At 62.9% G+C, this 22,987-nt stretch carries 24 protein-coding genes and 1 pseudogene; 10 read left to right on the forward strand and 15 right to left on the reverse strand.

What is annotated here, in order from left to right:
• Window positions 1-5 precede the first annotated feature (5 nt).
• The 5 genes from NKH91_RS06415 to NKH91_RS06435 form a co-directional block, all read right to left on the reverse strand.
• Window positions 6-1,283 carry a flavin monoamine oxidase family protein gene (locus NKH91_RS06415; RefSeq protein WP_352847232.1) on the reverse strand — a complete coding sequence of 426 codons (1,278 nt, stop codon included), beginning with the start codon at window positions 1,281-1,283 and terminating at the stop codon, window positions 6-8.
• Window positions 1,280-2,356 carry an extracellular solute-binding protein gene (locus tag NKH91_RS06420; RefSeq protein WP_352847229.1) on the reverse strand — a complete coding sequence of 359 codons (1,077 nt, stop codon included), beginning with the start codon at window positions 2,354-2,356 and terminating at the stop codon, window positions 1,280-1,282. Before NKH91_RS06420 ends, NKH91_RS06415 begins: the two co-directional genes overlap by 4 nt.
• A 114-nt stretch (window positions 2,357-2,470) precedes the next feature.
• Window positions 2,471-3,559, reverse strand: a complete 1,089-nt coding sequence (locus NKH91_RS06425; RefSeq protein ID WP_352480842.1) for an ABC transporter substrate-binding protein — start codon at window positions 3,557-3,559, stop codon at window positions 2,471-2,473.
• Window positions 3,560-3,585: 26 nt separating this feature from the next.
• Complete coding sequence (gene betI / locus NKH91_RS06430; RefSeq protein ID WP_031194530.1) at window positions 3,586-4,302, reverse strand: transcriptional regulator BetI; 717 nt, start codon at window positions 4,300-4,302, stop codon at window positions 3,586-3,588.
• Between the two features lie 6 nt (window positions 4,303-4,308).
• Window positions 4,309-5,085 (reverse strand): methyltransferase domain-containing protein, encoded by a 777-nt coding sequence (locus NKH91_RS06435; protein ID WP_352847227.1) that lies wholly within the window; start codon window positions 5,083-5,085, stop codon window positions 4,309-4,311.
• A 186-nt stretch (window positions 5,086-5,271) separates the two neighbouring features.
• Here NKH91_RS06435 and NKH91_RS06440 point away from each other — a divergent pair, with 186 nt between their 5' ends.
• From NKH91_RS06440 to NKH91_RS06460, 5 genes and pseudogenes are all read left to right on the forward strand, one after another.
• Complete coding sequence (locus NKH91_RS06440; protein ID WP_352884059.1) at window positions 5,272-6,891, forward strand: phytoene desaturase family protein; 1,620 nt, start codon at window positions 5,272-5,274, stop codon at window positions 6,889-6,891.
• Window positions 6,878-7,297, forward strand: a pseudogene (locus NKH91_RS06445) (NAD(P)-binding protein); the annotation flags it as partial. The gene NKH91_RS06440 and the pseudogene NKH91_RS06445, both read left to right, overlap by 14 nt.
• Window positions 7,240-8,505 carry a phytoene desaturase family protein gene (locus NKH91_RS06450; RefSeq protein WP_352847285.1) on the forward strand — a complete coding sequence of 422 codons (1,266 nt, stop codon included), beginning with the start codon at window positions 7,240-7,242 and terminating at the stop codon, window positions 8,503-8,505. The pseudogene NKH91_RS06445 and the gene NKH91_RS06450, both read left to right, overlap by 58 nt.
• Window positions 8,505-9,737: an aminomethyl transferase family protein gene (locus NKH91_RS06455; RefSeq protein WP_352847224.1), complete on the forward strand. Its 1,233-nt coding sequence runs from the start codon at window positions 8,505-8,507 to the stop codon at window positions 9,735-9,737. The genes NKH91_RS06450 and NKH91_RS06455 overlap by 1 nt, the downstream gene beginning before the upstream one ends.
• A gap of 2 nt (window positions 9,738-9,739) precedes the next feature.
• Window positions 9,740-10,000 (forward strand): hypothetical protein, encoded by a 261-nt coding sequence (locus NKH91_RS06460; RefSeq protein WP_023720906.1) that lies wholly within the window; start codon window positions 9,740-9,742, stop codon window positions 9,998-10,000.
• Between the two features lie 88 nt (window positions 10,001-10,088).
• Here the strand turns inward: NKH91_RS06460 and NKH91_RS06465 are convergent, their stop codons facing one another.
• From NKH91_RS06465 to NKH91_RS06480, 4 genes are all read right to left on the reverse strand, one after another.
• The gene (locus tag NKH91_RS06465) at window positions 10,089-11,147 is read right to left on the reverse strand and encodes a dipeptidase (protein ID WP_352547168.1); all 1,059 of its coding nucleotides are present in this window, start codon (window positions 11,145-11,147) and stop codon (window positions 10,089-10,091) included.
• A gap of 186 nt (window positions 11,148-11,333) precedes the next feature.
• Window positions 11,334-11,633: a GNAT family N-acetyltransferase gene (locus NKH91_RS06470; RefSeq protein WP_352476216.1), complete on the reverse strand. Its 300-nt coding sequence runs from the start codon at window positions 11,631-11,633 to the stop codon at window positions 11,334-11,336.
• Window positions 11,626-12,261 (reverse strand): alpha/beta hydrolase, encoded by a 636-nt coding sequence (locus NKH91_RS06475; protein ID WP_352847222.1) that lies wholly within the window; start codon window positions 12,259-12,261, stop codon window positions 11,626-11,628. The genes NKH91_RS06470 and NKH91_RS06475 overlap by 8 nt, the downstream gene beginning before the upstream one ends.
• 10 nt (window positions 12,262-12,271) lie before the next feature.
• Complete coding sequence (locus NKH91_RS06480; RefSeq protein ID WP_023720910.1) at window positions 12,272-13,204, reverse strand: VOC family protein; 933 nt, start codon at window positions 13,202-13,204, stop codon at window positions 12,272-12,274.
• Window positions 13,205-13,423: 219 nt separating this feature from the next.
• Here NKH91_RS06480 and NKH91_RS06485 point away from each other — a divergent pair, with 219 nt between their 5' ends.
• Window positions 13,424-14,992, forward strand: coding sequence for an alkaline phosphatase family protein (locus NKH91_RS06485; protein ID WP_352847221.1), 1,569 nt, complete (start codon window positions 13,424-13,426; stop codon window positions 14,990-14,992).
• Window positions 14,993-15,043: 51 nt separating this feature from the next.
• On the opposite strand, the gene NKH91_RS06490 is transcribed toward NKH91_RS06485, so the two are convergent.
• Window positions 15,044-16,387 (reverse strand): PRC-barrel domain-containing protein, encoded by a 1,344-nt coding sequence (locus NKH91_RS06490; RefSeq protein WP_352847219.1) that lies wholly within the window; start codon window positions 16,385-16,387, stop codon window positions 15,044-15,046.
• A 252-nt stretch (window positions 16,388-16,639) separates the two neighbouring features.
• Between NKH91_RS06490 and NKH91_RS06495 the strand changes: the two genes are divergently transcribed.
• Window positions 16,640-17,560: a diacylglycerol/lipid kinase family protein gene (locus tag NKH91_RS06495; protein ID WP_352847216.1), complete on the forward strand. Its 921-nt coding sequence runs from the start codon at window positions 16,640-16,642 to the stop codon at window positions 17,558-17,560.
• Window positions 17,561-17,619: 59 nt separating this feature from the next.
• On the opposite strand, the gene NKH91_RS06500 is transcribed toward NKH91_RS06495, so the two are convergent.
• Window positions 17,620-17,793, reverse strand: a complete 174-nt coding sequence (locus NKH91_RS06500; protein ID WP_023720914.1) for a hypothetical protein — start codon at window positions 17,791-17,793, stop codon at window positions 17,620-17,622.
• Window positions 17,794-17,939: 146 nt separating this feature from the next.
• On the opposite strand from NKH91_RS06500, the gene NKH91_RS06505 reads away from it, so the two are divergent.
• Window positions 17,940-19,466, forward strand: a complete 1,527-nt coding sequence (locus tag NKH91_RS06505) for a sensor histidine kinase (protein ID WP_352847213.1) — start codon at window positions 17,940-17,942, stop codon at window positions 19,464-19,466.
• A 58-nt stretch (window positions 19,467-19,524) separates the two neighbouring features.
• On the opposite strand, the gene NKH91_RS06510 is transcribed toward NKH91_RS06505, so the two are convergent.
• The gene (locus NKH91_RS06510; protein ID WP_352847211.1) at window positions 19,525-20,004 is read right to left on the reverse strand and encodes a hypothetical protein; all 480 of its coding nucleotides are present in this window, start codon (window positions 20,002-20,004) and stop codon (window positions 19,525-19,527) included.
• A gap of 10 nt (window positions 20,005-20,014) precedes the next feature.
• Complete coding sequence (locus NKH91_RS06515) at window positions 20,015-20,341, reverse strand: ElaB/YgaM/YqjD family protein (RefSeq protein ID WP_352847208.1); 327 nt, start codon at window positions 20,339-20,341, stop codon at window positions 20,015-20,017.
• Window positions 20,342-20,628: 287 nt separating this feature from the next.
• Here NKH91_RS06515 and NKH91_RS06520 point away from each other — a divergent pair, with 287 nt between their 5' ends.
• Entirely contained in the window at window positions 20,629-20,949 is a 321-nt protein-coding gene (locus NKH91_RS06520; protein WP_502898977.1) for a response regulator, read from the forward strand.
• A gap of 30 nt (window positions 20,950-20,979) precedes the next feature.
• Here NKH91_RS06520 and NKH91_RS06525 read toward each other — a convergent pair whose 3' ends face one another.
• Both NKH91_RS06525 and NKH91_RS06530 read right to left on the reverse strand, forming a co-directional pair.
• Window positions 20,980-21,531 carry a sigma-70 family RNA polymerase sigma factor gene (locus tag NKH91_RS06525; protein ID WP_023678544.1) on the reverse strand — a complete coding sequence of 184 codons (552 nt, stop codon included), beginning with the start codon at window positions 21,529-21,531 and terminating at the stop codon, window positions 20,980-20,982.
• Window positions 21,532-21,534: 3 nt separating this feature from the next.
• On the reverse strand, window positions 21,535-21,738 hold the full coding sequence (locus tag NKH91_RS06530; RefSeq protein WP_023720919.1) for a NepR family anti-sigma factor: 204 nt from the start codon (window positions 21,736-21,738) through the stop codon (window positions 21,535-21,537).
• A gap of 215 nt (window positions 21,739-21,953) precedes the next feature.
• Here NKH91_RS06530 and NKH91_RS06535 point away from each other — a divergent pair, with 215 nt between their 5' ends.
• Window positions 21,954-22,748 carry a response regulator gene (locus NKH91_RS06535; RefSeq protein ID WP_023678542.1) on the forward strand — a complete coding sequence of 265 codons (795 nt, stop codon included), beginning with the start codon at window positions 21,954-21,956 and terminating at the stop codon, window positions 22,746-22,748.
• Window positions 22,749-22,987 lie beyond the last annotated feature (239 nt).

Raw genomic sequence — 22,987 nt, forward strand, 5'->3', positions numbered from 1 at the left:
ACCGCTCAGATCTCCTCGATCAACCGCCGCGCCATTTTTCGCCCGGCGACGATTGCACCCTCGACATAGCCTGGGAATGACGGCGACAGCTCCGACGAGGCGAAATGGACCGGCGGCGCGCCGGCGCGGATGATGCATTCGGCATTGGTTGCCGTCGCATCGACGATAAGGTCGCTGTAGCCGCCACCGCTCCAGCGATCGTCCGTCCAGTCACGGTAGCTGAGATCGGAGAAGCCGGCCGCCTCGGCGCCGAGCGCTTGCTCCAGTTTTGACGTCACCTTGGCGCGCAGTTCCGCCTCGCCCAGTTCGCGCCAGCGCCGGGCCAGCGGCCCGCCGATGAAGACGACAAGTGCTGGATGACCGTCGTCATTGCCGGCGTCGCAGGCAAAAAGCCCGTGCGGATCGCGCCACATCACCATGCCGCTCAAGCCCCTGTCGCGCCAGAAGGCCGTGGGATAACGCGCCAGCATCTTGATTACCGCGCCGCTTTGCCAGACGCCGAGCGCTGCTTCCAGCGCAGCCGGCAGCAGCGGTACGAAATCCAGTCTCGACGCCATCATCGGCGGGACTGCGACCAGCACCGCTCGCGCCTCGATTGAGCCTGCGGCCGAGACGACGCGAACTCCTTCCGCTCGACGCTCGATGGTCTTGACCGGCGTGTTCAGCCGCAGGCGACCACCGAGGTCGCGGGCCAGGTCGTCTGCCAGCGAATGCATGGTTTCGCGCACGAAATACTGCAGTTCCGACACCTCGTTGGTGATGCGGCGGTCGTTGTCGATCAGGTACCACAGCGGCAGCCTTTCCATTGCCAGGCACCAAAGGCCCTCGATCAGCGAATGAAAGACCGCCTTGGCTTCATCGGGATCATTCTGGCGATCGAGCCATGCCGCGACGGTCAAACCGGCAATGGCCGGATCGTCCGGTGCAATCGCGTTCATCCGCTCGCGTATTCGCATGGCGGTGCCATAAGTGCGCTCGGCTTGCGCCTCGCTCATCCGCGGTTGGGTGATGAATTCGCCGGCGAAATGCGTCCCGACCAGCGTCTTGCCGCGTGCCCGCACCAGCGCCATCAGTTCGGGCATGTCCTCGCACAGGAACTGGCCGCCGCTGTCGATGCGCTCGCCGAGCCCGTTCGGCATGGCTTCGACGCGTCCGCCGACGCGGTCGCGGGCTTCGAGCAGCACGAAATCGACGCCAGCGTTGTTCAGCTCATGCGCCGCCGACAGGCCGGTGAAGCCGGCGCCGACGACGACCACCTCGGCTCGTTCGATCTCGGACGTCAATAGCCGACCTTGATCTTCTCGAATTCGGCGATCATCCGCTGCTTGAGCTCCGGCGCCACCGGCTGCTGGAACAGCGTCTTGTCGAGGAACTTGTCGAGATCGTCGAAGCCGCGCTCGGCCAGGATCTTGGGATCGATCGCCGCCATGGCAGCGGCGTTGCCATGGCCATAGCCGAACGTCTTGACCAGATAGTCGGATACAGCAGGCGCATTGACAGCGTTCAGGAAATCATAGGCCTGGTCGAGATCACCCGGTGCGTCCTTCATCAGCACATAGCCGCACACCCATGTCGACAGGCCTTCCTTGGTATCGCGGTTCATGGCGATCGGCACGCCTTGGCCCTTGAGGGTGACGAAAGTCTCGTTCCAGCCCCAGGCGAGATCGACCTCGTTGCCGGAGAAGGCCTGATTGATATCGGTGTCGTCGGTCCAGTAGAAGCGGATGTTCTTGTGCACGTCACGCAGAAATGCCGAGGCGTCCTTGAACTGCGCGTCGGTCATCTTGTTCCAGTCCTTGAGGCCGATGACCAGGCTGGCCAGCGCGTAGGCGTCGTCGACATTGTCGCCAATGGTAACGCGCCCCTTGAACTTCGGATCGGCAAAGATCCTGAGCGACTGCGCCTGATCCGGCGTCACATTGTCGGTGCGGTAAAGCAGGGCCGTATTGCCCCAGTCGAAAGGCATGAACCAGGCCTTGCCGTCAGCGGTGGTGGCGAGATCCTTCATCGCCATGATGCCGGGATTGAGATCCTTCCAGCCGGCGATACGGCTGGTGTCGAGCGGCTGCAGCATGCCGGCCTCGCGCCATTTCACCACGCTTTGCGAGCAGGGATGCGCAATGTCCGCCTTGAAGCCGGCCCGCATTTTCTGAAAGGCCTCTTCCTCGTCGCCGAAGAAGGCGAAGGTCGGCTCGGCGCCTTGTTCGGCGGTGTAGGCCGGATGCAGCAGCGGGTCCTCATAGCCCGACCAGTCGAACACGACGAGGTCGCCGCCGCCTGCCGCAAGTGCCGCGACTGTGCCTGCGCCGATTGCGCAGGCCGCGGCGATGGCCAGGCGGCGAAGCACGGAATTCATGGCGCAAAGCTCCTCATCGCGGGAAACACCGCGGCGACGTTAGGAGAATTCGGGAGCTTTGGCGAGCCCGTCCGCCCGCTATGTCCGTGGGCAGACGGGCCAAGCGAGGAGAGCTCAATAGCCGGCTTTGATCTTCTCGAACTCGGCGATCATCTTGAGCTTGAGATCGGATGGAACCGGCGACTGGAACAGCGTCTTGTCGACGAACTTCTGCACGTCGTCATAGCCTTTCTCCTTTAGCACCACCTGGTCGACGCCGGCCATGCCATTGGCATTGGCCTGGCCGTAGCCCCAGTCCTTGACCAGGACCTTGGCGACTTCCGGATCGTTGACGGCGTTGAGATAATCATAGGCCTTGTCGGCATTGCCGGGCGCATCCTTGAACAGCACATAGCCGCAGACCCAGGTCGAAATGCCCTCGTCGGTGTCCTTCTTGGCCTTGATCGGCACGCCGGCGGCGACAGACTGCACCGTCGCGTCGTTCCAAGCCCATGCGAGATCGACCTCGCCGCCGCTCAACAGCTGCACGATATCGGTTGAGTCGGTCCAGTAGGAGCGGACGTTCTTGTGCACCTGGCGCAGGAAGCCTGATGCCTGTTTGAACTGGTCGTCCGTCATCTTGGTCCAGTCCTTCAGGCCGATGGCGAGACTGGCCAGCGCGTAGGCGTCGTCGACATTGTCACCGACGGAAACCCGGCCCTTGAACTTCGGATCGGCGAAGGCCTTCAACGACTGCACGTCCTTCGCATCGATCTTGTCGGAATTGTAGGTCAGCTGCGTGTTGCCCCAGTCCCAAGGCATGAACCAGGCCTTGCCGTCGGCGGTGGTGGCGAGATCCTTCATCGCCATTATGCCGGGATTGAGGTCTTTCCAGCCTGATATCTTCGAGGTGTCGAGCGGCTGCAGCAGGCCGGCCTCGCGCCATTTCACCACGCTTTGCGAGCAGGGATGGCCAAGATCGGCCTTGAAACCGGAGCGGACCTTTTCGAACGCCTCGTCCTCGTCGCCGAAGAAGGTGAAAGTCGGCGAATCGCCGTTCTTTTCGACATATTTCGGATGGAAGCCGGGCTCCTCGTAGCCAGACCAGTCGAACACGACGAGATCCCTGTCCGCAGCCAGCGCCGCCGCCGAAGCGGCGAGCGCTCCGGCCAATGCCAATGTCAGCGTCAATGTCAGCGTCGGGCGTCGCGTCATTGTCTTCATTGCTGTTCCATCCTCTTTTGATTGTTTCACGCCGGCTTGGCACCGCCGGCTGTCGGCCACGGATAATGCTTGGGAAATGCCGCGGACAGGAACGCGTTCGCGGCCTGCAGCGCAGTCTCACGCGTGGTGTCTTCGGTGCCCATCATCAGCCGCAGCCACAGTCCCTCCAGCATGGCGCTAAGCGCCAGCGCCATCACCTGCGGCTCATAAGAATAGCCGCCGCTCTGCTTGAGCGTCGCGCAAAGGTCGATAAAGATGTTCTGATAGACAGCGTCGCGTGCGCTGCTCAGCGCCTGATAGGTCGGCCGCGATTTGGCTTCGCCCCAGAACGCACACCAGGCCGCCAGCTTGCGCTTGTTGCAGATCGAGCGGTCGAAATCGGCCGCGACCAATGCCTGCAACTGGCGGGCGGGATCATCGCCGGCCTTCTGCAAGGCGCTGCGCCAATGCGCCGAATACTCGTCATACATGTATTGCAAAGTCGCGACGAGCAGCTTCTCCTTGCTTTCGAAATGGAAATTGACGATGCCGCGCGACAGGCCGGCACCGTCGGCAACGTCGGCCATCGTCGTATCCGAATAGCCGCGCTTGGCCAGTGAATCGATCGTCGCTTCGATCAGTTGAAGCTGCCTGGTCTCTTTCGACGCCTTGCGGCCACGCTTTTCGGTGTCGCTCTTTCGCGTCGCCTCGAGGAGGGCTTCGCGCGCCTCTGTTGTCTTCATGGGATTGATGGTCTCCAGCATCGCCGGCTAGCCAACCGGCTTTCGGCCGCGAAGATGAGTGGGACGGTGCTCGCCTGTGTCAAGCACCTTCTGCATGGCTTCCCAGGTTCGTATATTCTTGTCGACATAGGCCGCGCCGACGGCAGCCGCGACCACCGGGTAGAGCGGCCCCTTCAAGCGGTTCAGCTCCTCCCCCGCGATCTCGCGATACCAGGGATTGCGGTCGCGCACGGTGATGTCGGCAAAGCCGGCCTGGCGCATCGCCTGCACATAGCGGGCCGGCGATGCCATGGCGAAGGACAGGCCTTCAGCGGCGACATAGGCCTTCATCTCGGGCGACGGCTCGCCATCATGCGAGATCATCCAGTTCGACGCGGCAAAGACGCCGCCAGGCTTCAGGACGCGGAATATCTCGGCGAACAATGCATCCTTGTCCGCCACGTGCAGCAGCGCGTCCTTGGAAAATACGACGTCGAAGGCACCGTCGGCAAAAGGCAGCGGTCCTGGCGCCGCCTGGATGAAATCGGCGCGACGCGCGAGCCCGCGCGCAGCGGCCCGCTTCCTGGCCGTCTCGATCACGGGCCGTTCGACGTCGAAGCCTGTGAGGTGGGCCGCGCGGTGACGCTCGATGAGATGCAGCGTGATGCCGCCGGAACCGCAGCCCATGTCGAGGACTGTCTTGCCCGCAAGCGACAGCCCTTCGACGACCCGGTCGACCTCTTCTGGCCCACCCGGCGACAAATAGCCGTCGCCCCAGATGGCGGTGTCGTCATACTCCGGTTCGGCCTCTGCCGTTTCGATCATCAACCCCTGGTCCCAAGGCTATCCTCGAATGAGCCAAAGCCCAGCGCATAAACACGAAAACGCAACATCATTTGTTGAACATTCATTCAATATGGCTGGACAGGATGACCGTCTTCGTGCGAAATTCGGCTTATTGGGGGCGCATCACACGAAAAGAAGGTCGGGCACGATGAAGGCTGGGCCAAAGTGAAGAGCTGGGACGCGATCGTCATCGGCGGCGGGCATAACGGGCTGGTCAATGCCTGCTACCTGCAGCGTGCCGGGCTCGACGTGCTGGTCGTCGAGAAGAACGACTGGGTCGGTGGTGCCGCCACCAGCCGCGAGCTGACGCCCGGCTTCCTCTATTCCAACTGCTCCTATGTCTGCTCGCTGTTCCGCCCGGAGATCATGCGCGACCTCGAGCTGCCGCGCTTCGGCCTGCAGGTGATCTCCTATGAGGGCGGCGCGGTGTTCACCCGCGATGGCGACTATCTCGCCAACTACCGCGACCACGATGCCCACCGGCGCGAATTCGCGCGGTTCTCCAAACGCGATGCCGAGGCCTATGATCGTTATGCCCGCGACGTGACGCGGCAGTGCCGCTTCATCCAGCCGCTGCTGATGCGCACGGCGCCCGACCCGACCAGCCTGCGGCCGCGCGACCTTGGCGAACTGCTCTATCTCGGCAAGAAGTTCACGGGGCTCACTGCGGAGGAAATGGCGCTGACGCTGCGCTTCTGGACCATGTCGATCTCCGACTTTCTCGACGAATATTTCGAGACCGACGTGATCAAGGCGAATTTCGCTTTGTCCGGCATCATCGGCACCGCGCTCGGGCCGATGTCGCCCGGCACCGCCTATGTCCTGCTGCATCATTATATGGGCGAGGTCGACGGCTCGGTCGGCGCCTGGGGCTATGCGCGCGGCGGCATGGGCGCGGTCACCGAGGCGCTCGCCGCATCCTTCCAGGCTTCGGGCGGCACCATCCGTACCGGCGCCGAGGTCGACCATGTGCTGATCCGGCGCGGCAAGGCCAAAGGCGTGGTGCTGGCCGGCGGCGAGGAAATATACGGCAAGCTCGTGGTTTCCAACGCCGACGTGAAGCGCACCTTCCTCAAGCTGGTCGAGGAAAAGGAATTGCCCGAGATTTTCCTGCGCCGGGTCAGGAATTTCAAGATCCGCGGCTCGTCAGGCAAGGTCAACATCGCGCTCGATTCACTGCCGGAATTCCCGGCGCTGCCGAAGGATTCGCCCGTCTATTGTGGCGACATGCATTTCACCGATTCGATCGAGCGCATGGAGCGTGCCTATGACGACTGGAAGGCCGGGCGCTGGTCGGCCGATCCTTTCCTCGACATGGTGATCCCGACGACGCTCGACCCGACCATGGCTCCACCCGGCAAGCATTTCATGAGCTGCTTCGTGCAATATGCGCCACCGAAGGTGGACGGCCGCGGCTGGACCGACGCCGACCGCGACGGCTTTGCCGAAAGCGTGATCGCGCAGATATCGGACTATTCGCCGGGCTTCCGCGACCGCATCGTCCACATGGAAGTGCGCACGCCGCGCGAGATCGAGGCCGAGGTCGGCCTCACCGAAGGCAATATCTTCCAGGGTGAATTGACCTTCGACCAGTTGTTGTTCAACCGCCCCGTGCCGGGCTACGCACAATACCGCTCGCCGGTCGATGGACTCTACATTTGTGGCTCCTCGACCCATCCCGGTGGCGGCGTCATGGGCGCGCCGGGCCGCAATGCCGCCGCCGAGATCCTGCGTGATCTCGCCAAGCCCAATCAGCATATGAGCCCGGCCCATGACGTCATCTGACAAATGGGATGTTGTCGTCATCGGCGGCGGCCATAATGGCCTCGTCGCCGCCGCCGTTCTGGCGAAGAGCGGCCGCAAGGTGCTGGTGCTGGAAGCCGCCGGCGAGGTCGGCGGCGCCGCGCGCACGGAGGAATTCGCGCCCGGATTTCGTGTTTCGTCGATCGCCCATCTGCTGAACCGGCTGCACCCCGATGTGGTGAAGGTATTGGAGCTGGAGAAGCACGGGCTGCAGGTCGCACGCGGCGACTTCGCGCCGTCGGTGGTGCTGGCGAAAAGCGGTCCGCCGCTTTTCCTGCATGGCGCCTATGGCGAGGTGCTGACCGGCACCAGTCCTGCCGAGCAGTCCGCCTGGAAGGAGTTGCGGGCACAGCTGCTGCGCTACGCCGGCATCCTGAAGCTGTTCTTGTCACGCCGGCCGCCCGATCTCGGCGCCATGTCGCTCGCCAACACGGCAGCGCTCGGCCAAACCGGACTGGCGCTGAAGAAGCTTGGCAAGGAGGACATGCGCGATTTCCTGCGCGTGCTGTTGATGAACGTTGCCGACCTGCTCGACGAGCAGCTTGCCGACGACCGGCTGAAGGGCCTGCTTGCCTTCGACGCTACGCTCGGCAGCCATCTTGGCCCGCGCTCGCCGACCTCGCTGCTCGGTCTCTATTACCGCCTGGCCGGCGAGACCGGCGGTTCCGCGGCGCGCAGATGCTGCCGAAGGGCGGCATGGGCGCCGTCATAGCCGCCATTCGCGCATCGGCGCAACAGGCCGGCGTGACCATCCGCACCGCGACGCCGGTGGCAAAGATTATCGTCGAGAAGGGCCGCGCCGTCGGCGTGCTGCTCGACAGCGGCGAGGAAATCCGCGCGACAACGGTCGTGTCCGCCATCAACCCGGCGACGACCATGGTCGACCTTGTCGGCCCGCGTGAAGTCGACACCGGCTTCGTTCGCAAGGTCGGCAATATCCGCATGAAGGGCGATGCTGCGAAGCTCAATCTGGCGCTCGACCAGCCACCGCAATTCGTCGGCGTCGATGCCGCCGGCCACCGTGGCCGTCTCGTCATCGCGCCCTCGACCGATCATGTCGAGCGCGCCTTCAACCCGTCGAAATATGGCGAGTTCTCACCCGAACCGGTGATGGAGATCACGCTGCCCTCGCTGTCGGACGCCTCGCTCGCGCCCGAGGGGGCCTGCGTGCTGTCCGCGGTGGTGCAATACGCCCCCTATGCCTTGAAAGAGGGCTGGGGCGTCGGCAAGCCGAAATTCCTCAAAGTCTTAATGGCTGAACTCGAGGCTTATGCGCCGGGAATCGGCGGCAGCGTGCTCCATGCCGACCTGCTGACGCCGGCCGACATCGAGGCGCGCTACCGGATGCCGGGTGGGCACTGGCACCACGGCGAACTGCAGGCCGACCAGATGCTGATGTCAACGGCCGATCTCCGGCTGGTCCGGCTACGACACGCCGGTGGACGGGCTGTTCCTTGCAGGCGCCGGCTCGCATCCGGGCGGCGGGCTCTCCGGCGTGCCGGGCCTGAATGCCGCAAGGCGCATCATTACGGTGAGGGGGTAGCTGTCATGGTGCAACGAGCCAAGACCGTGCTCCACGGCGAAAGAACGCCGTGATGAACCATCAGCCCATTGGCCCATCCGATGCCCGCATCGCGGCACAATCCCATTTCCGCAGTTTGCGCCTCGACACGCCGTTCCAGGCGCGCATTGATGCGCTGGCGAAGACGAACGACTGGTACAATTGGGCCGGCTATCGCGCCCCACATTCCCTATGGGACGAGGATCTCGAATATTTCGCCATCCGCAGCCAGGCCGCTCTGTTCGACATCTCGCCGATGACGAAGTACCGCATCGAGGGACCGGATGCCGAGACCTTCCTCGATCGCCTGACATTGCGCGACGTGACTAGGCTGAAGCCCGGCCGCGTCAACTACACCGCCTGGTGCGACGATCAGGGCTTTGTCCTCGACGACGGCACGTTGTTTCGGCTATCGCCGACACGGTTCCGGCTGTGCTCGCAGGAGCGGCATCTGCCGTGGCTTCTGGACAGCGCCATTGGCTTCGACGTGGCGGGTGAAGAAGAGACCGAAACCGTCGCCGGCCTCGCCTTGCAAGGCCCGACCTCCTTTGCCGTGCTGCGCGATGCAGGTTTTGCAGGTATAGAAAAACTGAAAATATTCGACCTCGCCGAGTTTCCGCATGACGGCGTCACCATCACCATCTCGCGCACCGGCTTCACCGGCGATCTCGGCTACGAGTTGTTCGTGCAAACGGATAAGGCGCTCAGCCTCTGGGATGGGCTGATGACGGCGGGCGAGCTGCGCGGCATCCGCGCCATCGGCTACGCCGCATTGAACCGCGCCCGGCTCGAAGCCGGGCTGATCGTCGCCAATGCAGATTTCGTCACCGCCGAGCATGCCATCCGCGCCGATCGCCTGCGCATGCCGGACGAGATCGGCCTCGGCTTCATGGTCGACTTGGAAAAGGGTCATTTCAACGGCCGCCGCGCAATACTCCACGCACGGGCGAAGAAGCGTCTTCGCCATGTCCTGGTCGGGTTGCAGATCGAGGGCAATATCCCGGCCGAGCACGCGATCGTCTACCACAGGAAAAGCCAGGAGGTCGGGCTGGTCAGCGCCGCCATGTGGTCGCCAATGGCCAAGCGCAACATCGCCATCGCCTCGCTGACGCGACCGTTCGGCGAGACCGTCGTCGACGACCTCTGGGTCGAGATCTACGCCATGCGCGAGCTGCAGTACCAGAAGCTGATGAAGCGGGCCAAAATCGTGGCGCGGCCGTTCGTCAGGCTCGACCGCCGCACCGCCAATCCGCCCGCGGATTTCTGAGCATGTCCGACGAAGCCGAACGTCATGAGGATGACGCCGAAGCCGCCGAACAGTGGCAGCTGGTCAACACGCCGCTCGGCGAAAAATGGTCGGGCCGCACCCGCTATGCCGCGGCCATGTTCTTCTACAAACGCGGCGAGATGAGCGCTGAAACGCTGGAGGTCTACCGCATTTGTGCGAGGCTGGACTCGACCGATCCGCTGCCGATCATCCGCGATCGCGGCATTGGCCAGGACTGGCTTAAACGCATAGGTTTTGAATAGCTCGCCCTGGGGCGTGTTGAGATTCAAGTCAGGCCGAGTCGAAAATTGTGGGTTCCGAGAACCGGAGCGGAGCGTACTTTTGGGTGCCCTAGCCGATGGTCTTTTCCAGCATACTGAGCCAATTGCGATAGGCGATCTTCTCGATCAACGCGCGCCCGAAGCCGCGTGCTGCGAACGCGTCGAGCAGCTTCGGCAGGCCGGCAACGTCGCCGATCACGGCAGGAATCATGGCGCCGTCGAAATCCGAGCCGAGGCCAACGCCGTCTTCGCCCAGCGCCTGCAGCAGCGAATCGACATGGCGCACCATGATGTCGAGGCTGGTGTCGGCGTTCATCCTGCCGTCCTCACGCAGGAACCCGGTGGCGAAGTTCAGCCCGACCATGCCGCCCGAGTCGCGGATTGCGCCGAGCTGCCATTCGGTGAGGTTGCGCGAATGGCCGCAAATCGCGTGCACGTTGGAGTGGGTCGCGACCAGCGGTGCATCGCTGATTTCGACGACGTCGCGAAAACCTTTTTCGTTGAGATGCGAAAGATCGATCATGATCTTCAGCTGGTTGCAGGCTTTCACCAGCGCCTTGCCGGCATCGGTCAGCCCTGGCCCTGTATCGGGCGACGACGGAAAACGGAACGGCACGCCGTGGCCGAAGGCATTGGGACGGCTCCAGACGATACCGAGCGAACGCAGGCCGGCTGCGTGGAGGACGTCAAGCAGGGTGAGCTCAGGATCGATCGCCTCGACCCCTTCGATATGGAACACCGCCGCGATCGAGCCTTGCGCCATCGCCTTCCTCACGTCGCCGGCGCTGCGGCAAACGGTGAGCGCCGAAGCCCGCTCCAGCCTGAACAGGATCGAGGCCATCGCCATGGTGGAGTTGAGCGCATCGGCGCGCGGAACCTCGGGCGGCAAGGGCTCGCTGTCACTCGGCGCCAGCGGCACCGAGCCGCGTTTGGATTTCTCGACAGGCGGCGGGAAGATCGCGAACATGCCGCCGGCAAATCCGCCTTTCTTCGCGCGCGGCAGGTCGATATGGCCACCCGGCGTCCCCTCGACGAACAGCTTTTCGACGTCCGCATCCTTCGACTGGTAGAGCCTGAGCAGCGTATCGTTGTGGCCGTCGAAGACGGGAACGAGATCGGATTCGGTCATGGAGGGCCATTCGGTTGAAGTGGTCGGGCCGCAGACGGCGAGCCGGTTTGTTGGCAATACTTAGGCAAGACGGGCGCTCTTCGCAAATCCCGCATGTTGCCGCTGTGTTTGTACGCCTCCAATGGCCGAAGAGGCCCGCGGTAAAGCCGCGCACCCTTTCTCCTGTCATTCATCGATGGCTGTCTCTTACCGCTTCAGCACGTCCGCCCATTCCGGATGGCGACGGAACTGGGCATTGGCGAACGGGCAAAGCGGGATGATCGTTTTGCCCGCCGCACGCGCATCCTCGACGGCACGGGTGACCAGGCGAAGCCCCGCGCCCTGGCCGCGAAATGCATCCGGCACTTCGGTATGGTCGATGATGATCTGGTGCTCGCCGATCTTGGTGAAAGTCATCTCCGCCTCGGCGCCGCCCGGCCCACGCAGGAGATAGCGGCCCTTCGAGCCGCGGTCCTCCAGTTCGATCTCCGGCAATAGGTCAGACATGGCTTGCGGTCCTTTCGTCCGGCGCCACGGCGAACAACCGCCGCGCCGCCTCGATCTCGCTCGGCCGCACCTCATGGCCGCCGTCATGCCACTCGACTGTGACATCGGCGCCATCGGCGCGCAAATAGGCTTCGAGCCGCACCGTCAAATTAGGCGGACAGATCGGGTCCCGCCTGCCGGCGGTGACCAGGATGTGACTGCCGCCAAGGCTGCCCTTGACCTCCGGCTCGAACGGGATCAGCGGATGCATCAGCACCGTTGCGTCGAACAGCGACGGCTCGGCAAACAGCACCGAGGCCAGGATGTTGGCGCCGTTGGAGTAACCGAGGCCGAGCACCGAAGATGGCTTTGCCGCCTCGACATGTGCCTTGACGAAGCCGGCCATCTTCTCTGTCGCTCGCGTGAGGTCGCCCATGTCGTAGACGCCCTCGCCGGCGCGGCGAAAGAAGCGTGCAGCGTCTTGTTCCGAAACATCGCCGCGCGGAGCGACGATCGTCGCTTGCGGCACAAGATCGCGTCCAAGCGACAGAAGCTGGGCCTCGCCGCCGCCGGTGCCATGGAAGACGAAGAGCAGCGGTCCATCAGGCGAACCGGGCAGCACCTTGTGAATATACGAATCCTTACTCACGACGTTGCCCTCAGTCTTCCAGTTTCTGCAGATGCTGCTCGAGATAGGGCCGCAAATGCTGGTGTTGTGACGGCAGCTTCAGCGCCTCACCAAGATGGGCGGTGTCCTCGTCGCGGTCGAAGCCGGGCTCGTTGGTAGCGACTTCGAACAGCACGCCGCCCGGTGTGCGGAAGTAGATCGCCCAGAAATAGTCGCGGTCGATTACCGGCGTCACCTGATAACCGGTATCGAGCAGCGCCTTGCGCACTTCGAGCTGCTTGGCGCGGTTCTCGACGGCGAAGGCGACATGGTGGACCGAGCCGGCGCCGAGATTGGCGAAGCCGGCCCCTGGCAGCGATTCGATATCGACGACATCGGCGCCGTTGCCGTTCTTCACCGTTAGCCGCCTGACATTGCCGGACTTGTCGACCTCCTCATAACCCATGAATTTCAGCAGCTCTTCGGTGGCGCCACTATCTTTCAGCCTGAGCGACACTGAGTGAAAGCCGCGGATCGCCTCGTCAGTGGGAATGCCACCCTTGGCCCAGGGCGCTCGGCTGTCCGCTCTGTCCTCGACCAGCGCAAAACCGTCGCCGTCGGGACCGGCGAAGGCAAGACGCTTCTCGCCGAACGTCTCCTCGCGAGAAAGCCCTGTGACACCTTGCTCGGCAAACCGTTTCTCCCAATAGCCGAGCGTGCCCTCGGGCACCGAGTAAGTGGTTGTGCCGACTTCGCCGACTCCATGGCGGCCCTTGCCGATGTTGGGGAAGGGGAAATAGGTCATCACCGAGCCGGGCATGCCGACCTCGTCGCCGTAATAGAGGTGGTAGACGTCGGGCGCGTCGAAATTGACGGTTTTCTTGACCCGCCGCAGGCCGAGCGTCCCGGTGAAGAATTCATTGTTCTGGCGCGCGTCGCTGGCCATCGAGGTGACGTGATGCAGGCCCTTGACCTGGTCGAGCATGTTTCTGCTCCTTCCCTTGTACTGGTGCGGCCCTTGCCGCTGTCCACGCAAATATGAGGATCCGGCTCCTGGCCGCAAAGATGGCAAACACAGAATGGACTGTGCTGTTAAAGTGAACGATCAAGCAGGTTTTGTTCACCATTCGGCAAACTGGACCGGCTTGCATATTCGCCGAAATTGCGCTCCATGAGCGACGTAGCCGGCATGAGGATATAGCGGTTGATTGGAAAACGCCCCAACATTCTCCTGATCACCTGCGACCAGTGGCGCGGCGACTGCCTGTCGGCTGCTGGCCACAAGGTGGTAAGAACGCCGAATGCCGACGCGCTGGCTGCCGAGGGCGTTCTGTTCAAGAAGCACTATGGCGGCGCCGCACCTTGCTCGCCGGCACGCGCCTGCCTCTACACCGGCCTCTACCAGATGAACAATCGTGTCTGCCGCAATGGCACACCGCTCGACGCCCGCCACGGCAACATAGCGCTCCGGGCGCGTGCCCTCGGCTATGAACCGACGCTGTTCGGCTATACTGATATGGCAGGCGATCCGCGTACGCTGGCGCCTGGCGACCCGCAGCTGAAGAGCTATGAAGGCGTGCTGCCCGGCTTCACCGTACGCCAGCTTCTGCCCGAGCACCAGAAGCCTTGGCTATCATGGCTCAAGGCGCGCGGCGTCGATGCCGGCGCCGGCTCCCCCGACATCCACCGCCCGACGGGCGAAATCCGGGAAAACGACGGCGGGGTCAGCAACGCCCCGCCAATCTATTCGAAAGACGAGACGCCGTCGGCCTTCCTGGCCGGCGAATTTATCCGCTGGCTCGGCGAACAGGAGCGCGATGCGCCGTGGTTCGCGCACCTTTCCTTCATCAGTCCTCACCCACCCTTCATCGTGCCGGCGCCTTACAACGCCATGTACGATCCGGCCATCGGTCCAGCTTTTGACCGCGCCGAAAGCTGGCAGGCCGAAGCAGCAAGCCACCCTTATCTCGCCTATGAACTTGACCGGCAGGAACGGTCGAAATTCCGGCCCGGCTCGGAGGGCAAGGTGCGCGACTGGGGCGACGATAATTTTCGCCGCATCCGGGCGCTCTATTACGGCATGATCTCGGAGAGCGATGCGCAGCTTGGCCGGGTCTGGCAAGCAGTCAAGGCGGCCGATGCATGGGACGACACCGTCATCGTGGTGACCTCCGACCACGCCGAGATGATGGGCGACCATTTCATGCTGGGCAAGGGCGGCTTCTTCGACGGCAGCTTCCATATTCCGCTGATCATTCGCGATCCGCGCCGCCGCAAGGCTGTCGGCAGCAGCGTCGACCGCTTCACCGAGGCGGTGGATTTGGCGCCGACCTTGCTCGAGCTCACTGGCGGCGAAGTGCTGCCGCATCTCGACGGCCGCTCGCTGGCGCCTTTCCTGGACGCGACGGAGCCGGACGCCTGGCGCGACGCGGCCCATTGGGAGTTCGATTTCCGCTCGATCGCGGATGGTGATGCCGAACGGTATTTTGGCATCGGTCAACGCCAGTGCAATCTCGCCGTCATCCGTACGGAAAAGTTCAAATATGTGCATTTCGGCGGTGGCCTGCCGCCTTTGCTCTTCGACCTCGAGAAAGACGCCGGCGAGGCGACCAGCGTCGCGGACGACCCAGCCTATCTGCCGGCGCGGCTGGAACTTGCCGAAAAGCTCCTTGCCTGGCGGGCCGAGCATCTCGACCAGTCGCTGGCGCTCGCCGAATTGACGCATGACGGCGTTACCGGCCATGTCGCGGGCCTGCCTTTTGCGTCGACATGAGAAAGCCCGCGCCGTTGCCGGCGCGGGCTTACCTGTCGACTGAGATGCAGCTTACCGCATGATCATGCGCTGTTTGTCGCGGTTTTGCGCATAGCTGCCCTTGTCATAGGCGGCCTGCGCCTCGAGCTGCTCCTTGGTGAAGTTCGTGTAGAGATAGCGCTTGCCGTTCTTGTCGGTCATGAATTTCAGGTTGTCCATACCGACTGCCACCTCCTTCTCGCCGACGCCGAGGAAGCCGCCGACGTCGATGATGACTGCGTCGACCTTCTTGTCGCCGCTCAGCACGACGTCGCCGATCTCGCCGACATTGGCATCATTGGCGCCGTAAACGGTTGTTCCAACCAGATCCTCGGCCCGGATTTCGCCTATCGGCATTTCAGTCAGCGTCGACTTGTCGATCGAGCCGGTCTTGGTCTGGTCGGCCGCGGAATTAGCCGTAGGCGCCGGCGCCGGCGCATTTTGAGCCGTTTTACTGGCTTGGTCAGTGTTGCTGGTGGTCGCGGTGCTGGCCGTCACGGTAGGCGTGACGGTGGCAGGCGCAGTAGCCGCGGCATCGTTCGACGCAGTGGTTGCCGGGGCCGGATCATAGGCCTTGCGGTTGAAGTCCGGCTGTGCCTGCAGCTCTTCCTTGGTCGTTTGCGCGACCAGCCAGCGATCGCCGTTCCTCTCGGCCCACTGTGCCTTGTCGAAATCATAGGCGACGTTCTTTTCGCCGATGCCGAGGAAGCCGCCGACACCGATGATCAGCGATTGCGCCTTGGCTTCCTTGTTGATGACGATGTCGTTTACGTCGCCGATGTTCTGGGCGTCGTCGCCGGTGCCGTTATAGACGGTCTCGCCGATGATATTGGTGGCGAGATTGCCTTCGGCGCGCTTCACCGGCTCAGCCGGCGCGGCAGGCGCCGGGTTTGTATTTTGCGCGCTGGTGGAAGGGGCGGCAGGCGCCGCATTATCCGCCGAAGCTGGTGGCGGCGGCGGATCGTAAGGCCTCCGGTCGAAATCCGGCTGAGCCGTCAGCTCATCCTTCGTCGTTTGCGCTATCAGCCAACGGTCGCCATTTCTTTCGGCCCATTGCATCTTTTTGTAGTCGAAAGCGACGTTCTTGGTTCCTATGCCAAGAAAACCGCCGACGCCGATGACGACGGATTTTACCTCGCCGCGCTCGTCGAAGACGACGTCGCTGATGTTGCCGATATTCTGGGCATCGTCGCCTGTGCCATTATAGACGGATTCGCCGATGATGTTGGTGACAAGGCTGCCCTCGGCACGTATCGCCGGAGCGGTATCGTGGGCGGCGGGTGGTTGCGCCGGCGCCGGGGTCGTCGCCGATTGCGCAAATGCACCCGTCGCAATCAATGTTGCGACTGCTGTCGTGGTTAAAAGGGTGCGGATCATCTTAGTGTCTCCTCGTCGGTGATTTCGTGCACGCCCTGCCCGCCTGGCGTCACTGCGGGCGCAGCGTCTTCTGCATGTTCACAACGTTGTGACCACACTGTTGTTCCGAAAAAAGCCGCGGTGCACCCGGTGCGATGTCAATGGTTCTCGGATTCGCCGCGCTGGTCGAACGGAACATTTTCTCGGCCGCCCCGTTCCACTCCCGGCTGGGCCCCCGTCCCGGCCCGATAGGTGCTGGAAAATGGAACGGCCATGCGGTTTGCAGCGGTGCTGAACAAGGACGGGGGCACCCTGCGCACCATCGATCTTGAGGCCTTCGCCAGCCGGATGCGCGGCACGCTTGAGACTGCCGGCCACTCGATCGATATCGAAATCGTCGCCGGCAAGGATATCGTCGCCACGCTGGACGGCGTAGCTTCCAGGCGCGGCATCGACGTCGTGCTGGCGGGCGGCGGCGACGGCACCATTTCGGCCGCGGCAGCCCGTTTGATGAATGGGGAGAAGGCGCTGGCAATTCTGCCGGCTGGCACAATGAACCTTTTTGCGCGCGGCCTCGGTATTCCGCAGACCCTCGATGCGGCACTGAAATCGTTTGCGGACGGCGAGGTAATGGCGATTGACGTTGCAACAGCCAACGGCCGGCCTTTCGTGCATCAATTCTCGATCGGCATGCACGCCAGGATGGTGCAACTGCGCCAGAAGATGGAATTCGGCTCGCGGCTGGGGAAGATGCGTGCCTCGGTGCGAGCCGCTTGGGCAACGATCAACAATCCACCGGCGATGAACGTAACGCTGACGGTCGGTGAGGCCGAGATCAGAACCCGGATCACCGGTATCGGCATCACCAACAATCTGTTCGGCGAGGGCCACCTGCCCTATGCCGACAATCCGGCAGGCGGCGTGCTGGGCATCTATGTCACCGTGGCACGGCGGCGCGGCGAATTGATCAGGTTCCTCTTTGACGTCGCCCGTGGGAAATGGCGCGGCAACGAGCATGTCGAAATCCATCAGGCAAACCGCGCCGTTTTGAAAATCCATTCGACGAACAGGAAAGTTCAGGCCGTCATGGACGGCGAACTGGTAAAGCTCGATCGCGAGACGACCGTCGAAATCCATCCGCGCGCGTTGAATGTTCTCGTCCCGGCGCGCGCCGCCGAGGCAAAGGTTGCCTGACGTGAGGTAGCGTGATGTGGGGTTGCGTGATGCGGGTTGGCACGAGAGATGGAGAGAGTCTAGCCGCTGGGTGTGTTGCCCTGCTCGGTCTTAGGCGTCTCGATCATCCAGCCGTAGATTTCGGCGACGCCCCAGGCGATAAAAGCCAGCAACAGCGCGGCGATCAGGATACGAAGGACATGCTGACCCCGCCGCCCTTGACGGGCTTTGTTTTCAGGAACGATTTTTGGCATGGTCTGGCTCCATATTTGGCGCCGGCAGGCGTAGCTAGCAGGGCATTGGCTGGTAACGGCTCCCCGCTGCGAAAGTTCCGGCTCGACAAGGCGGCAAACGGGCCGGTTGGCCTGATCAATCAGCGGGGCCGGCCACTGGGGGCGTAGTGGACGACAATAGCCAGACAAAGCCGGGCCTGCCGGTCGATATTCGCCATGTGGTGGGCGCTGCGGACCGCCTTGCCGTGCTGCACGGCCTCGACGCGCTGGATACGGCTGCCGACCCTGATTTCGACCGTATCAGCGGTCTTGCCGCTTCGGCGATGCAAACGCCTGTCGCACTGATCACGCTGGTCGATGCCGAGCGGCAGTGGTTCAAGTCCTGTATCGGCCTCAACGAGTCCGAAACCGCAACCGAGACATCGTTCTGCGCCTATACCATCGCAGCCGGCGACGTGCCGATGGTGGTGGCCGACGCGGCGACGGATCCGCGGTTCAAAGCCAATCCGCTGGTCACCGGCGAGCATCATATCCGCTTTTACGCCGGCGTGCCGATCGTAGTCGACGGCGCACTGATCGGCACGCTCTGCGTGCTCGACCGGAAGCCGCACGCACGTCCCTCTTCTGTCCAGCTCGACCAACTGTCGGCGCTGGCTGGCCTCGCCGCGAGCCTGTTCACGCTGAAGGATGCAACCCGCAGCGCGGCGATTGCCGAGGCCGCACTGGTTCGAGAGGAAAAGCGACGCGCTATTGCGCTCGACGCGGCTTCGCTCGCCAGTTGGGCATGGGATATCCGCAGCGACATGATCGACTGCGATGTCCTGCTGTCCGAATTGTTCAACTTGCCCAAGTCGAACAGGCTGAGAGCGCGCGACATCCTGACCGCCATCGACCCGCGCGACGTTCATCAGACCGAAACACGCTTTCGCGACGCGCTGACCGGCAGCGACGATTATTTTGGCGAATACCGTGTCAAAGGCCTCGATCCGCCGCGATGGATCGCAACGCGCGGCCGCGTCATAGAGCGCGACGGCGAGGGCAAGCCGACGCTGATCTTCGGCGTCAACTACGACATCACCGAACGCAAGCTTGGCGAAGAACGTCAACGGCTGTTGCTGCGCGAGCTCAATCACCGCGTCAAGAACACTTTGGCAACCGTACAGGCGCTGGCGACGCAGACCGTTCGCCATGCCCGTCAGCCAAGCGAATTCCTTGAAGCTTTCAGCGCCAGGCTGCAGGCGCTGGGCGTTGCGCACAGCCTGCTGTCGGACCGCGAGTGGCGCGGCATCGGCATCCGCGAGTTGGTGGAGATCGAGGTAAAGCCGTTTCAAACCGCTGGACAATCGCGCATCGCGATCTCCGGCACCGATGTCCTGCTCTCACCCGACCAGGCAGTCGGGCTCGGCCTGATCCTGCATGAACTGGCAAGTAACGCACTACAACATGGGGCGCTCTCGGTTTCTTCCGGAAAGGTCGATCTCGATTGGAAGGTGCAAGGCAGGAAGGGTGCACGACGTCTGTTGCTGGCTTGGCGTGAAAGCGGCGGCCCGCGGGTTGCGCCGCCCGAACGCCATGGCTTCGGCTCGATCCTGATCCGCCGCAGCCTGGCCAAGGTCATTTCCAGCGAGGTGACCCATGAATTCCGGCCCGACGGCGTAATCGCGGAAATATCGATGCCGCTCGACGATTTGTGACGCGAGGATTTTTCGACCGGGCGCCAGAATCGTTTGCGCCGAACTATCCGCTTCCGAACTATTTCCCTTTGCCGGTATCCGGATCGTCGGAGTCGGGCTTCACGTTCTCGCGGTAGATGGCGTAGGCTGCGAGTGCTATCGCCGGGCCGAGAATGGCGCCCAATCCGCCCTTCGCCGCGCCACCTTTGCCCTTGAGCAGCGCCGGCAGCACGGCGAGTGCAGCGGCGATGCCGACCGCCTTCATGTCGGCGTTGCGTCGCTTCGCCCGGCGTCTGGCGCGCGAGCCGGCCGACATCCGGTAGACGAGCAGGATGAGACCGGCGATTGCCAGAAAGCCGATCCCGAAGCTCAGCGACGCCGCCATCGGCCCATAGCGGGCCGCCGTCCAGATATAGGCCGCCCCGACCAGGAAGCCGAGGCCGCACAGCGCCGCGAGTGCTGCGACCGAATAGACCATCGCAGCGACGCGCGCGCGTTGTATCGCCGCAATGGTTTCGCCCGAGGCGAGGCCCGAGATCAGCGATGCAAGCATTCCCATGCGTGCAGAACTAGCGGCGCGCGAGGAGTGCGAAGAGGAACCCGACGCCTGCGGCGATCGCCAGCGAAGTCACAGGCTTTTCGCGCATATGGGCTATCAGCTGCGCCTCGATGTCCTTGGCGTTGCTGCGCAGGCTGTCGAAGGCTGCTTCGCCCTGGGTTCGCAACTGCTCGACACCCTCGGCGGCGGCGCGGCGCGCAGCCCCGTAGCCGTGTTCGCCGGTCTTGGCCAACTGCTTGGTGAGTTGTTCGATATCGGCCTTCAGTTGCGCAATGTCAGCTTCAAGGTCCGAATTCGTACGGGCCTCGTTCGCGGCCTTTCCTGCGGCAGTCGCCATTGCTTCACTCTCCTTGTTTTGCTCGGTCGAAACGCTCGACAGACCCCAAGGTTCCGGCGCGAACCTCTTCTAACCCTATCTCCGGCAGCGCTCGTTGCAAATGCCTTGCAAGGGCCGAGGCCGACGTATCCGCGTCAGCACGTCTTTTTTAAATGACAGCATGCCAAATAGTGATCATGACTTCCCCCGTTCTAAGATAGAGACGCATTTAAAGGAGATATTGCTGCGTGCGCCCATCGCTTGACGGTTTGCGGATTCTTATCCTGGAAGATGAGTTCCTGATTGCCATGGATATCGAGCAGCTTTGCCGCGACTACGGCGCGCTCGATGTGGTCATCGCCCGTGATCTGGCTGATATCGAACAGCAAGACGTTGCCGCGCAGTTCGATGCGGCCATCGTCGACCTCATGCTGAGCGGCGTTTCGACGCTCCAATTTGCTTCGCGGTTGCGTGAAGCGGGCATCCCGTTCGTCTTCGCCTCGGGCTATTCGGATGCCGACGAGATCAAGAAATCCTTTCCCGGCGTCAGATTGGTCACCAAGCCCTATTCGGGAGACGATCTCGTCGAGGCGGTGGCAGCGGCCTGCGGGCGAAGGCCTCTCCGCTGAGGCGCGGAGCGGTTCGAGCGCGTCTACGCATCACGCAGCCGTCGACCCCGTCACCTGCGCCGAAATTGCGTCCGGGCCATACTCGTCTTCACCGGAGATCTTCAGGATTTCCTGCAGCCGCGTGCGGGCGCGGCTGACGCGGCTCTTGATCGTTCCGACTGCGCAGCCGCAGATCTCGGCCGCTTCCTCGTAGGAAAAGCCAGATGCACCGATGAGGATAATGGCTTCGCGCTGGTCTTCCGGCAGCAACTCGAGCGCGCCGCGAAAGTCCTCGAGGTCAAGCTGGCCGTGCTGGGCCGGATGAACGGCAAGCCTGGCCGTCATGACGCCATCGCTGTCCTGCACCTCGCGGCCGCGCTTGCGCATCTGCGAATAGAATTCGTTGCGCAAGATCGTGAACAGCCATGCCTTCAGATTGGTGCCGGGCTGGAAGCTTTCATGCTTGTCCCAGGCCTTGACCAATGTTTCCTGCACCAGGTCGTCGGCCTTGTCGGCGTTTTGCGTCAGCGACACGGCAAAAGCCCGCAGGCTCGGGATCGAGCCGAGCAAGTCGGTCTTGAAGCCCTGGGAGACGGCCGCCATGCCTCAGTCCTTCTTCTGTACAGGTTCGGCCTTTTCCAACTGGCTGAGCAGTTGTGCGAAGCGATCCGGCACATTGTCGGAGACCAGCTCGTCGTAATATTGTTTGAGTTTGCGGCCGATTTCCGAGTTCGGCCCAAGCGGGTCGCGGGAAGCAGCCCGGCGCCCGTTGCCAACGCCAGCCGTGGTAGCTTTCGTCATGTTCTTCATTTCGCCCTTTGTCCCAGCCTTAAGCCGCCCTTCAACACATAACGCAAGGCAAGCGGCAGCCTCGTCTGGTTGCCCAACCCCGCCCTAAACGCCAGCCCGCATACTTAGTTCCGCATGACCGGAACTTTTTCGCACAACCCGCGTTTTTAACTTTGGGCTTGCGAACCGTTTTTAGCTGTAACATGTAATCACGTCATATGAGGGAGACGTCCGATATGAGCCTATCAGCAACCATCGCTCCGCACCTGCCGTTCCTGCGCCGCTTCTCGCGCGCGGTATCCGGATCGCAGGAGAGCGGCGACGCGTTGGTCGCCGCAATGCTCGAGGCCATCATTGCCGATGTCGATATCTTTCCGGACGCATCGAACGACCGCATCGCACTCTACAAGGTCTTTGCCAAGCTCTTCACCTCGGTGGCCATTCGCGTTCCGCAGGAGCATGCCCAATCGGCATGGGAGCAGCGCGCCGCGGCCAATCTGAATGCAATCGCGCCTCGTCCCCGCCAGGCCTTTCTGCTGGTCGCCGTCGAAGGCTTCAGCGAAGACGAGGCGGCGGAGATTCTCGACGTCGACGAACAGGAATTCTCAGAACTTCTCGCTCAGGCGAGCAACGAGATCTCCCGTCAGGTGGCAACCGACGTGCTGATCATCGAGGATGAGCCGCTGATCGCCATGGATATCGAGGAAATGGTCGAAAGCCTCGGCCACCGCGTCGTCGGAACAGCGCGCACCCACGCGGAGGCGGTGGCGATGTTCGGCAAGGCGCGGCCAAAGATGGTGCTTGCCGATATTCAGCTCGCCGACGGCAGTTCGGGCATCGCGGCCGTCAATGAAATCCTGTCGTCCACCTCGGTGCCGGTGATCTTCATCACCGCCTTTCCCGAGCGGTTGCTCACCGGCGAGCGGCCGGAACCGGCTTTCCTCGTCACCAAGCCATTCAACCCGGATATGGTCAAGGCTCTTATCAGCCAGGCCCTGTTCTTTGACCGGCACGCGAAGGCCGCGGCATAAAACAGCTGGCGACCGAGTTGCGGCCGCCAGGGTGTGGGATAGCCACTCCCCTTGGACCGGATGGGGGCGTGACGCCGACTTAACACACGACAGCCAACTGCTGCCGAACCTGACGAGAACCTTTTCGCACACACCGCAGCAATTCGGGCCGTAACGATTTTCAGCATCGTCTTTTTCGGGAAATGGTGGAACAAACGGAGGCGAATCACGTTTTCACCGCAGCATTGGAAGGAGATGGA

It is taken from the genome of Mesorhizobium sp. M0894 (assembly GCF_040319725.1).
Lineage (GTDB): Bacteria > Pseudomonadota > Alphaproteobacteria > Rhizobiales > Rhizobiaceae > Mesorhizobium.

Bases quoted from the DNA above. Each gene is read 5' to 3' on its own strand.
- NKH91_RS06460 (WP_023720906.1), top strand. From the start codon at position 9,740: ATGTCCGACGAAGCCGAACGTCATGAGGATGACGCCGAAGCCGCCGAA.
- NKH91_RS06455 (WP_352847224.1), top strand. From the start codon at position 8,505: ATGAACCATCAGCCCATTGGCCCATCCGATGCCCGCATCGCGGCACAA.
- NKH91_RS06490 (WP_352847219.1), bottom strand. From the start codon at position 16,387: ATGATCCGCACCCTTTTAACCACGACAGCAGTCGCAACATTGATTGCG.
- NKH91_RS06420 (WP_352847229.1), bottom strand. From the start codon at position 2,356: ATGAATTCCGTGCTTCGCCGCCTGGCCATCGCCGCGGCCTGCGCAATC.
- betI (WP_031194530.1), bottom strand. From the start codon at position 4,302: ATGCTGGAGACCATCAATCCCATGAAGACAACAGAGGCGCGCGAAGCC.
- NKH91_RS06480 (WP_023720910.1), bottom strand. From the start codon at position 13,204: ATGCTCGACCAGGTCAAGGGCCTGCATCACGTCACCTCGATGGCCAGC.
- NKH91_RS06435 (WP_352847227.1), bottom strand. From the start codon at position 5,085: ATGATCGAAACGGCAGAGGCCGAACCGGAGTATGACGACACCGCCATC.
- NKH91_RS06470 (WP_352476216.1), bottom strand. From the start codon at position 11,633: ATGTCTGACCTATTGCCGGAGATCGAACTGGAGGACCGCGGCTCGAAG.
- NKH91_RS06495 (WP_352847216.1), top strand. From the start codon at position 16,640: ATGCGGTTTGCAGCGGTGCTGAACAAGGACGGGGGCACCCTGCGCACC.
- NKH91_RS06525 (WP_023678544.1), bottom strand. From the start codon at position 21,531: ATGGCGGCCGTCTCCCAGGGCTTCAAGACCGACTTGCTCGGCTCGATC.
- NKH91_RS06520 (WP_502898977.1), top strand. From the start codon at position 20,629: ATGGATATCGAGCAGCTTTGCCGCGACTACGGCGCGCTCGATGTGGTC.
- NKH91_RS06465 (WP_352547168.1), bottom strand. From the start codon at position 11,147: ATGACCGAATCCGATCTCGTTCCCGTCTTCGACGGCCACAACGATACG.
- NKH91_RS06535 (WP_023678542.1), top strand. From the start codon at position 21,954: ATGAGCCTATCAGCAACCATCGCTCCGCACCTGCCGTTCCTGCGCCGC.
- NKH91_RS06425 (WP_352480842.1), bottom strand. From the start codon at position 3,559: ATGAAGACAATGACGCGACGCCCGACGCTGACATTGACGCTGACATTG.
- NKH91_RS06515 (WP_352847208.1), bottom strand. From the start codon at position 20,341: ATGGCGACTGCCGCAGGAAAGGCCGCGAACGAGGCCCGTACGAATTCG.
- NKH91_RS06500 (WP_023720914.1), bottom strand. From the start codon at position 17,793: ATGCCAAAAATCGTTCCTGAAAACAAAGCCCGTCAAGGGCGGCGGGGT.
- NKH91_RS06530 (WP_023720919.1), bottom strand. From the start codon at position 21,738: ATGAAGAACATGACGAAAGCTACCACGGCTGGCGTTGGCAACGGGCGC.
- NKH91_RS06510 (WP_352847211.1), bottom strand. From the start codon at position 20,004: ATGGGAATGCTTGCATCGCTGATCTCGGGCCTCGCCTCGGGCGAAACC.